This is a genomic window from Terrabacter sp. P2_E3 (genome assembly GCF_056403915.1).
This window is the reverse complement of the sequence record NZ_JBFUEN010000009.1, coordinates 135,654-149,493: the sequence shown is the minus strand read 5'-3', so window position 1 is coordinate 149,493 and position 13,840 is coordinate 135,654. Positions and strand designations below refer to the sequence as shown.

Sequence of the window (13,840 nt, the reverse complement as noted above, 5' to 3'; positions counted from 1 at the left end):
CGAGGGGTGCAGACGCTCGCGTCAGCCGAGGGCGCGACGGAGGTCGTCGACGAGGTCGCGGACGTCCTCGAGGCCGACCGAGACCCGCAGCACGCCGTCCGTGATGCCGACCGCGGCCCGCGCCTCGGGCGTCAGGCGGCGGTGCGTCGTCGTCGCGGGGTGCGTGATGAGCGACTTGGAGTCACCGAGGTTGTTGGAGATGTCGATGACCTGCAGGGCGTTCATGAGGGCGAACGCCTCGTCCTTGCCCCCGTCGAGCTCGAAGGTGACGACGGTGCCACCGGCGAGCATCTGGCGCTTGGCCAGGTCGTGCTGGGGGTGCGACTCGAGGAACGGGTGCACGACGCGGCGGACGCTCGGGTGCGCCTCGAGGAAACGCGCCACCTCGAGGGCGCTGTCGGCCATCCGCTCGACGCGCAGCGACATCGTCTCGAGCCCCTTGACGAGGACCCACGCGTTGAAGGGCGACATCGACGGCCCCGTGTGCCGCATGAGGTTCTGGACCGGCCCGTCGATGAACTCCTTGGGCCCGAGCACCGCGCCGCCCAGGGTGCGGCCCTGGCCGTCGATGTGCTTCGTGGCGGAGTAGACGATGATGTCGGCCCCGAGGTCGAGCGGCTTGGAGAAGACCGGCGTGCCGAAGACGTTGTCGACGACGACCTTCGCGCCGGCGGCATGGGCCAGCTCGGTCACGGCGGCGATGTCGACGAGCTCCTGCATCGGGTTGCTCGGCGTCTCGAAGAAGACGGCGGTCGTGGGCTCGGCGAGAGCCTCGCGCCACTCGTCGAGGTCGGCGCCGTCGACGAAGACCGTCTCGACGCCCCAGCGCGGCAGGATCTCGTCGAGGATGACGAAGCACGATCCGAAGAGGGCCCGCGACGAGACGACGCGGTCGCCCTGGCCGAGGAGCGCCGCGAGCGCGACGAAGACGGCGGACATGCCCGACCCGGTGGCGAAGCACGCCTCCGCGCCCTCGATCTGGCGCAGCCGCTCCTCGAACATCGCCACCGTCGGGTTGCCGTAGCGGGAGTAGACGAAGCGGTCGACGTCACCCTTGAAAGCCGCCTCGGCGTCCTCCGCGGTGTCGTAGACGAAGCCGGACGTCAGGTAGAGAGCCTCCGAGGTCTCCTCGAAACCACTGCGGGACAGGCCTCCCCGCACGGCGAGGGTGTCGGGGCGCCACTGCTGGCTCGCGTCGCTCATCCCTGCACCCACGGCAGGCCCGCGACCTTCCACCCGGAGACCGCGCGGTGGCGCTGCTCGTCGTGCGGTCCCTCGAACCCCTCGAGGACGTTGTGCGACCGGGACCACCCGTTGCGGGTGGCCGCCTCGGCCGCGGCGACGGAGCGCACCCCGGAGCGGCAGAGGAAGTAGACGGGAGCGTCCTTGGGCACCCCGGCGGCCTCGAGGTCGGCGGTGAACCGCTCGTTGACCGCGCCCTCGGGATAGGTCTGCCACTCGACGAGGACGACGTCCTTGCCGATCCCGCCGAGGTCGGGCAGTCCGACGTAGGACCACTCCGCCCTCGTGCGCACGTCGACGAGCGCCGCACCGGGCTCGTCGCGCAGGACCGTCCAGGCCTGCTCGGGGGTCACGTCACCGGCATAGCTCATGCCCCGAATATCGCACAGCGTCCGTCAGGCGAGATGGTCGGTCCGATTGGTGAAAGCCACCGACGCCGACCCGTCCTCCCAGACCTCCACGGCGGTGAGGCTGCCGGCCGCCGTGGCCAGGGCCCAGAAGCGTCCGACGGGCGTGCCGAGCACGTCGCTGAGCACCGAGAGCACGCCTCGCCTGCTCGTCACCGCGACGACGGTGCCACCGGTCGCGGCGAGCGAGTGGTAGGCCGTCCGCACCCTCTCGTCGGCACCCTCGCCGGGCGTCTGGCCGGACCAGTCCCCCGACGTGTCCGCCTCGACGTCGAGCGCCAGGGCGAGGTCGGCCGCCACGCGCGTCGCGAGGTCGTCGTCGGCGCCGACGACCCGCGTGCCGGGGCCGACGAGGCGACGCACCGCCGCGACGATGCGAGGCGCGGCGCCTGCGTCGTGCGGCTCCTGGACGAGCAGGAGGCGCAGCGGGCGGACTCCTGGCTGAGGAGTGGACACGTCGGAGATGCCCTGAGCCGCAAGCGATTCCGCGTCGGTCATCGAGTCAGTCTCGCCGTCACCCTCGGCGGCGAGGACCCGGTGGACGCTCTTGCCGTCCATCGCGTCGTTGCTCAGGGCGTCGGCGTCCTTGTTCTTCTCCCGCGGGATCCACTCGAAGTCGACGCTGCCGCCGGCGTCGGAGATCTCGGCGCACAGGTCCCGGGCCTCGAGCGCGAGACGTCGCATGTCCTCGTGCTTGATCTTCCACCGTCCCGACATCTGCTCGACGACGAGCTTGGAGTCCATCTTGACGCGGACCGACGCACCGGGGTCGAGGTCGAGCACGGCACGCAGGCCGGCGAGCAGGCCGGAGTACTCGGCGACGTTGTTGCTCGCCTTGCCGAGCGGCTCGGCGAGCTCGACGAGGACCCGGCCGGTCGCGGGGTCACGGACGAGGGCGCCGTAGCCGGCCACCCCCGGGTTGCCCCGGGACCCACCGTCGGCCTCGATGACGAGCCGGCGTCCCGACCCGCGAGACGCAGCGGTCACAGACCGGACTCGCCCGTGCGGATCATGATGCGACGGCACTCCTCGCAGCGCACGACCTCGTCCTCCGGGGCGTTGCGGATGCGGGAGAGGTCGACGTTGCCGAGCTCGAGCCGGCACCCGCCGCACCGGCGGTGGCGCAGCTCTGCGGCGGCCATGCCACCGCTGCTGGCGCGGATCTTCTCGTAGAGGGCGATGAGCTCGTCACCGACACCCGCGACGATGTCGGCTCGTCCGGAGCCGACCTTCTCGGCCTCGGCGTCGAGCGTCGTCAGGGCAGCGGTGCGCTCGGACTCGAGGGTCTCGACGCGCGCGGCGAGCTCGACCCGGGCGGCCTCGAGCTCGGTCACCCGTGCGCTGAGCGACTCGGACCGCTCCATGACCTCGAGCTCGACGTCCTCGAGCTCGGCCTGACGGCGCGCCAGCGACGTCAGCTCGTGCTGGAGCGCCTGCAGGTCCTTGGCGCTGCCCTGGCCGGCGTCGAGCCGCGCCTGGTTGCGTGCGGCGCGGTCACGCACGAGCTGGACGTCCTGGTCGGACTTCGTCAGCTCGCGCTGCACGTCCCCGGCAGCCGTGCGGGCGTTGACGATCTCCGTCTCCAGCGCAGCGAGCTCGCCCCGGGCCGCCTCGACCGCAGGGGTCTGCGGCAGCGTCGCCTTCGCGTGGGTGATCTGGTCGAGACGCGTGTCGATGGCCTGCAGGTCGAGCAGGCGCCACTGGCGGGACGGGTCGGCTTTCAGGACACACCTCCGGTTTCGGGAGCCGCCCGGTCGACCCGGGCGGCGTTCGCACCGACGACGAACGTCCACGGCTCGGTGCGGATGGCTGAGACTCTGGACTCGACCCTAGTCGCTCCGGGGACCTGTTCCAGCGCCGTCATCAGCCGCTCGCGGCCGCTGGCGAGCCACAGCGACTCCGTCGCCCAGTGGCCCGCATCGATGAGGTAGGGCGTGCCGCCCCGCGCCTCCTCGCGCGCCTCGAGCACCGGGTGGTGGCGCAGGTCGGCCGTGACGTAGACGTCGGCGCCGCTCGCACGCACCTCGTCGAAGCGGTCGTCGCCCGAGCCGCCCATCACCGCAACGGTCCTCACGACCCCGTCGGGGTCGCCGCTGACGCGCATGCCCCCGGCCGTGTCGGGCAGGGCGGCAGCAACGATCTCGGCGAACTCGACCAGCGTCATTGGCGACGCGAGCACGCCCACCCGACCGATCGCGTTCGCGCCCTCGGTCGACAGGGGGCGCTGGTCGGCGAGGCCGACAGCGTCGGCGAGGACCGTCGAGACGCCGGGGTCGGCGACGTCGGCGTTCGTGTGACCCACCCAGAGCGCGACACCGGCGCGGACCAGCGCCGTGACCGAGGCGCCCTTGGCCGACGACGTCGCCACGGAGTGCACTCCGCGCAGCAGCAGCGGGTGGTGCGTCACGAGCAGGTCGGCGCCCCACTCCCGTGCCTCGTTGATGACCGCGAGAGTCGGGTCGAGGGCGAAGAGGACGCGGCGTACCGGCTGGTAGAGGTCGCCGACCACGAGGCCGACGCGGTCCCAGTCGGCCGCGTTCTCGAGGGGGTAGAGCGACTCGAGCGCCGCGACGACGTCACGGAGGCCTAGGGTCGGGGCGAGGTCGTCCACGTGGGCCCGGCCGGGCTCGAACCGACGACACCCGCGGTGTAAACGCGGTGCTCTACCAACTGAGCTACAGGCCCTCACGCGCCGACAGGTGACACGCGGGGCTCACCGGCAGGCGGCGGTCAGCCTACGGCATCGCGCCCAGTCGCGCGGAGCGTCGCGAGCGCCTCGCGGTAGGCCACGAAGTCGCGTCCCTGACCGATGCCGCGGACCTCGGTCCAGACGATGTGTCCCGTGCGGTCGACGAGAAAGGTGCCGCGCAGCGCGAAGCCGTCCTCGTCGTTGAGGATGCCGTAGCGCCGCGCCACCTCGCCGTGCGGCCAGAAGTCGGACAGGAGCGGGAAGAAGTGCCCCTCGGCGTCGGCCCACGCACGCAGCGTGTACATCGAGTCGCACGAGATGGCGAAGACCTGGATGTCGTCGTCCTGGAAGTCCTCGAGCCCGTCGCGGATCTCGCGCAGCTCGCCGCGGCAGATGCCCGAGAACGCAGCCGGGTAGAAGACGACGACGGCGTTCTTGACGTCGCGCACGGCCGACAGGCTGACGTCGACGCCGTACTGGTCGACGAGGGTGAAGTCGGGCGCCAGCGCGCCGACGCCCAGCGGGGCGGACGCCTGGACCGGGGACTCGGTCGGGTGCGCGTTCGTCATGGCGGCAAGTGTGACACCACTGCCCGGGTGTCGCCGCCACCCTCGACAGCGGGCCGGGGCCCCGGCCCGTCGGGCCGGTCCCGGGCCGGACGTCAGGCGTGGGTCAGCGGCGCGGACCCTTCGGGGGCATGAGCCGGGTGGCCGCCCAGTCGGCGGCGACGTTGACCTGCCCACCGGTCGTGAGCCCCGCCGTGGACGCGGCCTCCTCGACCTCGCTCGCGTCGACGTGGCCCGGCCGTCCGGCCTTCGGCGTCAGCAGCACGATGAAGCCCTGGTCGAAGAGCTTCGTCAGCCCGTCGACCATGAGGTCGACGAGGTCGTCGTCGCCGTCGCGGTACCAGAGCAGCACCCCGTCCGCGCCGTCGTTGAAGTCCTCGTCCTCGAGCTCGGTCCCGATGGCGTCCTCGAGCTCGAACCGCAGGTCGTCGTCGACGTCGTCGTCATAGCCGAACTCCTGGACGATCTGCCCCTTGGCAAATCCGAGCTTGCTCAAGGACGCCGCTCCCGCGGTCTCGCTCACTGTCACCGGTCCTCTCGATCGTTGGCGCGTCGTGTCATGGCGTGGTGCCACGACATCAGTGCACTGGCTCCGACGCTATCGCGCAAGCCCGACCCGGTGGGTGCGCAACGCGCACGCCGCGCCAGAGGGAGCACACGGCATACCAGCGGGTGGGACGGCGGAGACGCCGCAGTGGCCGTCCCGGGGCTGGACCCGAGTGTGACGGCCACCACGGTTTGGTAGAGGATGGGTGGGTGCAGCGCCGTGGCCGACCGGCCGCGGGCGCCGCCTCGCGACGAGAAAGGACCCACGACGTGGCATCCGAGGCCGGACCGATCCTCAACGGCATCCCCAGTCAGCTCCCGGACATCGACCCGGACGAGACGCAGGAGTGGATCGACTCGCTCGACGCCGTCCTCGACGAGAAGGGCCGGACGCGGGCGCGCTACATCATGCTCAAGCTCATCGAGCGCGCGCGCCAGCAGCAGGTCGGCGTCCCCTCCCTGACGGCGACCGACTACATCAACACGATCCCGCCGGAGCGCGAGCCGTGGTTCCCCGGCGACGAGGACGTCGAGCGCGAGATGCGCCGCTACATCCGCTGGAACGCCGCGATCATGGTGCACCGCGCCCAGCGCCCCGGCATCGGCGTCGGCGGGCACATCTCGACGTACGCGTCCGCCGCGACGCTCTACGAGGTGGGCATGAACCACTTCTTCCGCGGCAAGGACCACCCCGGCGGCGGCGACCAGATCTACTTCCAGGGCCACGCCTCCCCCGGCATGTACGCCCGCAGCTTCCTCGAGGGCCACCTCACCGAGGCTCAGCTCGACGGCTTCCGCCAGGAGAAGAGCCACCGCGTCGACGGCACCGTCGAGGCCGTCCCGTCCTACCCGCACCCGCGGCTGCTCCCCAACTACTGGGAGTTCCCGACGGTGTCGATGGGCATCGGCCCGATGAACGCGATCTACCAGGCGCAGTTCAACAAGTACCTCCACAACCGCGGCATCAAGGACACCAGCCAGCAGGACGTCTGGGCCTTCCTCGGTGACGGCGAGATGGACGAGCCCGAGTCGCGTGGCCTGCTCCAGCTCGCGGCCAACGAGGAGCTCGACAACCTCAACTTCGTCATCAACTGCAACCTGCAGCGCCTCGACGGACCGGTCCGCGGCAACGGCAAGATCATCCAGGAGCTCGAGGCGTTCTTCCGCGGCGCCGGCTGGAACGTCATCAAGGTCGTCTGGGGCCGCGGGTGGGACCCGCTGCTCGCCGCCGACCGCGACGGCGCACTCGTGCACATCATGAACCAGACGAGCGACGGCGACTACCAGACCTTCCGCGCCAACGACGGCAAGTACGTCCGTGACCACTTCTTCGGTCGCGACCCGCGCACGGCCAAGATGGTCGAGGACTGGTCCGATGACCAGGTGTGGTGGGACCTGAAGCGCGGCGGCCACGACTACCGCAAGGTCTTCGCGGCCTACCAGGCGGCGCGCCAGCACACCGGCCAGCCGACGGTCATCCTCGCCAAGACGATCAAGGGCTACGGCCTCGGCTCGCACTTCGCCGGCCGCAACGCCACGCACCAGATGAAGAAGATGACGCTGGACGACCTCAAGGCCTTCCGCGACAGCCTCCGCATCCCGATCACCGACGAGCAGCTCGAGGCCAACCCCTACCAGCCGCCGTACTACCACCCCGGTGCCGACAGCGAGGTCATCAAGTACTCGATCGACCGTCGCCAGAAGCTCGGTGGCACGCTGCCGAGCCGGCGCGTCGACTTCGAGCCGGTCAAGCTGCCCGGCGACGAGGCGTACGCCCAGGTCAAGAAGGGCTCGGGCAAGCAGGAGGTCGCCACGACGATGGCGTTCGTCCGCCTGCTCAAGGACCTGTTGCGCGACAAGGAGTTCGGCCCGCGCATCGTGCCGATCATCCCCGACGAGGCGCGCACGTTCGGCATGGACGCGTTCTTCCCGACGATCAAGATCTACAACCCCAACGGGCAGAACTACACGCCGGTCGACGCCGAGCTGATGCTCGCCTACCGCGAGAACGTCAGCGGCCAGATCCTGCACCTCGGCATCAACGAGGCGGGCTCGCTCGCCGCGTTCACGGCGGCCGGCACGTCCTACGCGACGCACGGCAAGCCGATGATCCCGATCTACGTCTTCTACTCGATGTTCGGCTTCCAGCGCACGGGTGACTCGATCTGGGCGGCCGCCGACCAGATGACGCGCGGCTTCCTCATCGGCGCGACGGCCGGCCGCACCACCCTGACGGGTGAGGGCCTCCAGCACGCCGACGGCCACAGCCCGCTCCTCGCCGCGACCAACCCGGCCGTCGTGCACTACGACCCGGCCTACGCCTACGAGATCGCGCACATCATGCAGGCCGGCCTCAAGCGGATGTACGGCGAGGGCAACACGCCCGAGGAGTCGAACGTCATCTACTACCTCACGGTCTACAACGAGCCGATCCAGCAGCCGAAGGAGCCCGAGGCCGTCGACGTCGAGGGCATCCTGCGCGGCATGCACCGCATCTCGGTCGCCGACACCGAGGGCTGGACGCACGAGGCGCCGCGGGCGCAGCTGCTCGGGTCCGGCGTCGGCGTGCCGTGGGCGCTCGAGGCGCAGCAGCTGCTCGCCGACGACTGGGGTGTGGCCGCCGACGTCTGGTCGGTCACCTCGTGGAACGAGCTCCGTCGTGACGGCCTCGCGGCCGACGAGCAGGAATTCCTCTCCCCCGACGGCCCGCCGATCAAGCCGTGGGTCACCCAGTGCCTCGAGGGCACCGAGGGCCCGGTCGTGGGCGTCTCCGACTACATGCGGGCCGTCCAGGACCAGATCCGCGAGTGGGTCCCGGGCACGTACGCCACCCTGGGCGCCGACGGCTTCGGCTTCTCCGACACCCGTGCCGCGGCCCGCCGCTTCTTCCACATCGACGGCCCGTCGGTCGCCGTGCGGACGCTGCAGCTGCTCGCCAAGGAGGGCAAGGTCGACGCCGACGTCCCCCGTCGCGCCGCCGAGAAGTACCAGCTCGACGACGTCACCGCCGGCACCTCCGGCAACGCGGGTGGCGAGAGCTGACGCTCCCCGGCTGACGTATGCCGTGTGGCCCGGTCCCTGCCCAAGGACCGGGCCACACGCACACCCGCCCACCCGTCCCACGGCATACGCCGTCGGGGCGATCCGCGCGATTGGATAGGTATGCGCTGCTGTGCATATACTTACATCCATGTCCAAGGTCCTGACCTCGCTCCCCGTCGGTGAACGTGTCGGCATCGCCTTCTCCGGCGGCCTCGACACCTCTGTGGCTGTTGCCTGGATGCGTGAGAAGGGCGCGGTCCCGTGCACCTACACGGCCGACCTCGGGCAGCACGACGAGCCCGACATCGACTCCGTCCCCGGCCGCGCCGGCCAGTACGGCGCCGAGATCAGCCGCCTCGTGGACTGCAAGGCCGCGCTCGTCGAGGAGGGGCTGTCCGCCATCGCGTGCGGCGCCTTCCACATCCGCAGCGGCGGCAAGACGTACTTCAACACGACCCCGCTCGGCCGGGTCGTCACCGGCACCCTGCTCGTGCGCGCCATGCAGGACGACGGCGTCTCGATCTGGGGCGACGGCTCGACCTTCAAGGGCAACGACATCGAGCGGTTCTACCGCTACGGCCTCATGGCCAACCCCAGCCTGCGCATCTACAAGCCGTGGCTCGACGCCGACTTCGTCACCGAGCTCGGCGGCCGGCACGAGATGTCCGAGTGGCTGACCGCACGCGAGCTGCCCTACCGGGCGTCCGCCGAGAAGGCGTACTCCACCGACGCGAACATCTGGGGTGCCACGCACGAGGCCAAGACCCTCGAGTTCCTCGACGAGTCGATCGAGGTCGTCGAGCCGATCATGGGCGTCAAGTTCTGGGACCCTTCGGTCGCCATCGAGACCGAGGACGTCACGGTGCGCTGGGAGCGCGGTCGCCCCGTCGCCGTCAACGGCACGGAGTATGCCGACCCCGTCGCCCTCGTCGACGCGGCCAACCGCATCGGCGGCCGCCACGGCCTCGGCATGAGCGACCAGATCGAGAACCGCATCATCGAGGCGAAGTCGCGCGGCATCTACGAGGCCCCCGCCATGGCGCTGCTCCACATCACCTACGAGCGCCTCGTCGCGGCGATCCACAACGAGGACACGATCGCCAACTACCACGCCGAGGGCCGCAAGCTGGGCCGCCTTCTCTACGAAGGCCGCTGGCTCGACCCGCAGGCGCTCATGGTCCGTGAGTCCATCCAGCGCTGGATCGCCTCGGCCGTCACGGGTGAGGTCACGATCCGCCTCCGCCGTGGTGACGACTGGTCGATCGTGGGCACCGCCGGGCCGGCCTTCAGCTATCACCCCGAGAAGCTCTCGATGGAGCGCACCGAGGACGCCGCCTTCGGTCCCGTCGACCGCATCGGCCAGCTGACGATGCGCAACCTCGACATCGCCGACTCCCGCGCCAAGCTCGAGCTGTATGCCGCCCAGGGCCTTCTCGGCGCCGACGCCCGCGAGCTCGTGGGCGAGCTGACGCCGGGTGGCGCGGCCGCGATCTCGGCCAACCCGGCTGCCGTGGGCGTCGACAACGAGGACGACGCGCTCGACCGCGCCGCCATGGAGGCCGGGCCGCGGGCAACCCCTCGACCCGGTGAGGAGGCGGTCCTGCGAGCACTCCGATCGGGTAGGGGCCCTGTATGAGCGACAACGGAAGAATCACCGTCCAGCGCACCATCGACGCCCCGGCCGCCGAGATCTTCGACGTGCTCAGCAACCCGAAGCGCCACCCCCAGCTCGACGGGTCCGGCTTCGTGCGGTCCGACGAGAAGGCCGAGCGCCTCCAGAAGGTCGGCGACGTGTTCCGGATGAACATGGCCGGTGACCACATGGGGGGCGAGTACCAGACCGACAACACGGTCTCGGGCTACTCGCACAACTCCCTGCTCGCGTGGAAGACGGCGCCGGCCGACACGCCGCCGCCCGGGTGGGAGTGGATGTGGGAGCTGTCGCCGGAGGGCCCGAACGCCACCCTCGTGACGCTGACCTACGACTGGAGCCACGTCACCGACAAGGAGATCCTGTCCAAGGTCAGCTTCCCGCTCGTCGCGAAGAGCCAGCTCGAGGACAGCCTCGGCAACCTCGCGTCAGCCGTCTCGAGCTGACCGACGCACCCGTCGGCGGTCCGGGGGTCTCCCCGTGGCCGCCGCTAGGGTGGCCGGTCATGGACTCGAGCACCCATCTCACCGAGAGCGACCACGTCGCCCGCCAGTACGCCTCCACGGACAACCTCCGCACGCGGCGTGACGTGTGGCGCCCGGGCCCCGAGGGCGTGTCCCCCGTGGACGTGCTGCGGACGCTCGTCGTCTCGTCCCAGCCCAGGCGTGTGATCGAGATCGGCTGCGGCACAGGAGCGTTCGCTCGCTCCGTCCTCGACGAGGCCCCGGACGTCGACTACGTCGCGACCGACCTCTCCCCCGCGATGGTCGAGGCGACCCGAGCCTTGGGCGTCACCGCGGAGGTGGCGTCCTCCGACGTCCTGCCCTTCGGTGACGGCTCGTGCGACGCCGCCGTCGCGGCCTGGATGCTCTACCACGTGCCCGACCTCGACGGCACCCTCCGCGAGGTGCGCCGCGTCCTGCGCGACGGGGGCACGCTCTACGTCGCGACGAACGGCCGCGAGCACCTCGCCGGGCTGCTGCGCGAGGCGGGCGGTGACGCGCTCGTCACCCAGTTCATGTCGGAGAATGCCGCCGAGGTGCTCGGTCGACACTTCGAACACGTCGTCCAGCGCGACGTCGAGACCCGCGCGACCTTCGCCGACCACGCGACCGCGAGCGCCTACCTCGCCACCTTCTCCCCCGACCTCGCGGCCTCCCTCCCCCACTTCGAGGGTCCGCGGACGTATGCCGGCCACACCGCCGTCCTGTCGGCCCGCTGACCCGCTCCCGCCGGTGGCCCGCCCCCGGCCACGACCGTCAGGTGCGCACCCACCGTTTGTGAGCGGCATACAAAGTCGGGGCAGCCGGACACCTAGGCTGGGCCCGTGAGCGGACCGCGGCAGCACCCGAGCGAGGCGACGTCGCGCGCCGTCGAGCGAAGCGCCGGCGAGCTCTCGACGCTGGCTGCCCAGCGCATGGAGGAGCACCTGCGGTGGTACCGCGACCTCTCGGCCGAGGAGCGCTCGCAGGTCGGGCTCGTCGCCCAGGCCGGCATCTCGCAGTTCATCGCGTGGTTCCACCAGGAGGAGAGCCACCCACCGTCGGCCATCTCGATCTTCGCGAACGCGCCGCAGGAGCTGACCCGATCGGTCAGCCTGCGCCAGACGCTCGACCTCGTGCGGACCGTCGTCGACGTCGTCGAGTCGCGGGTCGAGGGCCTCGCCGCCCCCGGCGACGAGCAGCTGCTGCGCGAGTCGGTGCTGCGCTTCTCCCGTGAGATCGCCTTCGCCGCCGCGGAGGTCTATGCCGGCGCGGCCGAGGCCCGTGGCGCGTGGGACGCCCGGCTCGAGGCGCTCGTCGTCGACGCCGTCCTGCGCGGCGAGGCCGACGACTCCATGCAGTCGCGGGCCAGCGCGCTCGGGTGGGGGGAGCTCGCAGACGTGACGTTCGTCGTCGGCAGCACCCCCACCGCGAGCGGCGGAGCGGTACCCGCCGTCGACGACCTGCGCCGGGCGGTCCGGCAGCACGGGGTCGAGGCGCTCGCCATCGTCCAGCGCTCGCGGCTCATCGCGATCCTCGGCGGCACCCGTGAGGCGCCGCGGGTCGTCGAGGCCGTCGCGGACTGCTTCGGGCCCGGACCGATCGTGCTCGGGCCGACCGTCCCGCACCTCTTCGCGGCCGGACGCTCGGCACGCGCCGCCCTGAGCGGGCTCGCGGCCGCGCCCGCATGGCCCGATGCGCCGCGCGTGCTCGAGTCGGACGCCGTGCTGCCCGAACGAGCCCTCGCCGGCGACCCCCCGGCCCGCCGCATCCTCGTCGACCGCATCCACCGACCGCTCTCCGCGGCCGGTCACGCACCACTCCTCCAGACGGCGACCGCCTACCTCGAGCACGGTGGGTCGCTCGAGGCGACGGCGCGGGTCCTCTTCGTGCACCCCAACACCGTGCGCTACCGGCTGGGGCGCATCTCCGACGTCACGGGCTACGACCTCACGACTCCGCGCGAGGGCTGGGCGGTGCGCATCGCGCTCGCCCTCGGGCGCCTCACGACGACCCCGGCCACTGGCGCAGCCGGATCCGCCGGATCCGCCGGATCCGCAGGGTCTGCCGGGTCGGCCCTCGTCGGTGCTGCCGGCAGCGCGGGCGACGGCGTCGCGGCCGCGGCGTCGCGGGTGCCCCGGCTGCGGCCGCGCACGACCGATCGTTCTCCCTTGGAGGAAACCTCCAAACTATCCCCGACGACTTCGTGACATTCGGTGGCGAGGTCCTCACCGGTAACCCGGAAAGGTTGAGCACGTGCTAGCGATCGTCTGCCCTGGACAGGGCTCCCAGACCCCCGGCTTCCTCGCCCCGTGGCTCGAGCTCGACGGCGTGCGCGAGCAGCTGTCCTCCCTCGGCCGCGCCGCCGGGCACGACCTCGTGGCCCACGGCACCGAGTCCGACGCCGAGACGATCAAGGACACCGCCGTCGCGCAGCCGCTCATCGTCGCGGCCGGCCTCGTGACCGCCTCGGCGCTCTTCCCGTCACGCGCCGAGCTCGCCGCCACGGGCGCCGTCCTCGCCGGACACTCCGTCGGGGAGCTCACCGCCACCGCACTCGCGGGCGTCATCACCGACGACCAGGCGATCGCCTTCGTCGCGACCCGCGGCCGCGCCATGGCCGAGGCCAGTGCGGTCACCCCGACCGGCATGGCGGCCGTGCTCGGCGGCGACCCCGAGGAGGTCCTCGCGGCCCTCGAGACCCATGGTCTGACGCCGGCCAACATCAACGGCGCCGGCCAGGTCGTCGCCGCGGGCACCCTCGAGCAGGTCGAGGCGCTCCGCGGGGCGGCGCCGGCCAAGGCTCGGGTCATCCCGCTCCAGGTCGCCGGGGCGTTCCACACCCACCACATGTCCCCTGCTGTCGACGCACTGGCCGCCGCTGCGGCTGACGTGACGCCGTCGGCGCCGACCGTCCGCCTGCTGTCGAACGCCGACGGCGCCACCGTGGCCGACGGACCCGACGCCCTCGACCGGCTCGTGCACCAGGTCAGCAACCCCGTGCGCTGGGACCGCTGCATGGAGACGATGCTCGCGCTCGGCGTCACGGGCCTGCTCGAGCTCGCCCCGGCCGGCACCCTCGTCGGTCTCGCCAAGAGGGCCATGCCCGGAGTGGAGACCCTGGCCGTCAAGACGCCCGACGACCTCGAGGCGGCGCGCACCCTCGTCGCCGCTCACGCGTCCACCTGACGACACCGACGTCCCATGACTGGCGC

13 protein-coding genes and 1 tRNA gene are annotated in these 13,840 nt (G+C 71.6%); 6 read left to right on the top strand and 8 right to left on the bottom strand.

Annotated features, from left to right (window positions below; translation table 11 throughout):
* Window positions 1-21: 21 nt before the first annotated feature.
* The 8 genes from AC1DW8_RS13130 to AC1DW8_RS13095 all read right to left on the bottom strand — a co-directional run bounded on the left by AC1DW8_RS13130 (window position 22) and on the right by AC1DW8_RS13095 (window position 5,427).
* A complete protein-coding gene (locus AC1DW8_RS13130) occupies window positions 22-1,203 on the bottom strand; it encodes an O-succinylhomoserine sulfhydrylase (RefSeq protein ID WP_478094504.1) in 1,182 nt (393 codons plus the stop codon).
* Window positions 1,200-1,613 carry a rhodanese-like domain-containing protein gene (locus AC1DW8_RS13125; RefSeq protein ID WP_056780000.1) on the bottom strand — a complete coding sequence of 138 codons (414 nt, stop codon included), beginning with the start codon at window positions 1,611-1,613 and terminating at the stop codon, window positions 1,200-1,202. The genes AC1DW8_RS13130 and AC1DW8_RS13125 overlap by 4 nt, the downstream gene beginning before the upstream one ends.
* A gap of 24 nt (window positions 1,614-1,637) precedes the next feature.
* Window positions 1,638-2,636 carry a reverse transcriptase-like protein gene (locus AC1DW8_RS13120; protein WP_478094502.1) on the bottom strand — a complete coding sequence of 333 codons (999 nt, stop codon included), beginning with the start codon at window positions 2,634-2,636 and terminating at the stop codon, window positions 1,638-1,640.
* On the bottom strand, window positions 2,633-3,442 hold the full coding sequence (locus AC1DW8_RS13115) for a zinc ribbon domain-containing protein (RefSeq protein WP_082620012.1): 810 nt from the start codon (window positions 3,440-3,442) through the stop codon (window positions 2,633-2,635). The genes AC1DW8_RS13120 and AC1DW8_RS13115 overlap by 4 nt, the downstream gene beginning before the upstream one ends.
* Entirely contained in the window at window positions 3,370-4,260 is an 891-nt protein-coding gene (locus tag AC1DW8_RS13110) for a Nif3-like dinuclear metal center hexameric protein (protein WP_478094500.1), read from the bottom strand. The genes AC1DW8_RS13115 and AC1DW8_RS13110 overlap by 73 nt, the downstream gene beginning before the upstream one ends.
* 1 nt (window position 4,261) lies before the next feature.
* Window positions 4,262-4,334, bottom strand: a tRNA-Val gene (locus tag AC1DW8_RS13105).
* 45 nt (window positions 4,335-4,379) lie between these two features.
* The gene (locus AC1DW8_RS13100; protein WP_478094498.1) at window positions 4,380-4,907 is read right to left on the bottom strand and encodes a peroxiredoxin; all 528 of its coding nucleotides are present in this window, start codon (window positions 4,905-4,907) and stop codon (window positions 4,380-4,382) included.
* Window positions 4,908-5,010: 103 nt separating this feature from the next.
* Window positions 5,011-5,427: a DUF3052 domain-containing protein gene (locus AC1DW8_RS13095; protein ID WP_056780006.1), complete on the bottom strand. Its 417-nt coding sequence runs from the start codon at window positions 5,425-5,427 to the stop codon at window positions 5,011-5,013.
* Window positions 5,428-5,720: 293 nt separating this feature from the next.
* On the opposite strand from AC1DW8_RS13095, the gene aceE reads away from it, so the two are divergent.
* The 6 genes from aceE (at window position 5,721) to AC1DW8_RS13065 (ending at window position 13,814) form a co-directional block, all read left to right on the top strand.
* Window positions 5,721-8,492 carry a pyruvate dehydrogenase (acetyl-transferring), homodimeric type gene (gene aceE / locus AC1DW8_RS13090; RefSeq protein ID WP_056780010.1) on the top strand — a complete coding sequence of 924 codons (2,772 nt, stop codon included), beginning with the start codon at window positions 5,721-5,723 and terminating at the stop codon, window positions 8,490-8,492.
* A 148-nt stretch (window positions 8,493-8,640) separates the two neighbouring features.
* A complete protein-coding gene (argG, locus tag AC1DW8_RS13085) occupies window positions 8,641-10,128 on the top strand; it encodes an argininosuccinate synthase (RefSeq protein WP_478094495.1) in 1,488 nt (495 codons plus the stop codon).
* Window positions 10,125-10,589: an SRPBCC family protein gene (locus AC1DW8_RS13080; RefSeq protein ID WP_478094493.1), complete on the top strand. Its 465-nt coding sequence runs from the start codon at window positions 10,125-10,127 to the stop codon at window positions 10,587-10,589. The genes argG and AC1DW8_RS13080 overlap by 4 nt, the downstream gene beginning before the upstream one ends.
* A gap of 59 nt (window positions 10,590-10,648) precedes the next feature.
* The gene (locus tag AC1DW8_RS13075) at window positions 10,649-11,365 is read left to right on the top strand and encodes a class I SAM-dependent methyltransferase (RefSeq protein WP_478094491.1); all 717 of its coding nucleotides are present in this window, start codon (window positions 10,649-10,651) and stop codon (window positions 11,363-11,365) included.
* A gap of 105 nt (window positions 11,366-11,470) precedes the next feature.
* The gene (locus AC1DW8_RS13070) at window positions 11,471-12,835 is read left to right on the top strand and encodes a PucR family transcriptional regulator (protein WP_478094489.1); all 1,365 of its coding nucleotides are present in this window, start codon (window positions 11,471-11,473) and stop codon (window positions 12,833-12,835) included.
* Between the two features lie 46 nt (window positions 12,836-12,881).
* On the top strand, window positions 12,882-13,814 hold the full coding sequence (locus AC1DW8_RS13065) for an ACP S-malonyltransferase (protein WP_478094487.1): 933 nt from the start codon (window positions 12,882-12,884) through the stop codon (window positions 13,812-13,814).
* The last annotated feature ends 26 nt before the right edge of the window (window positions 13,815-13,840 follow it).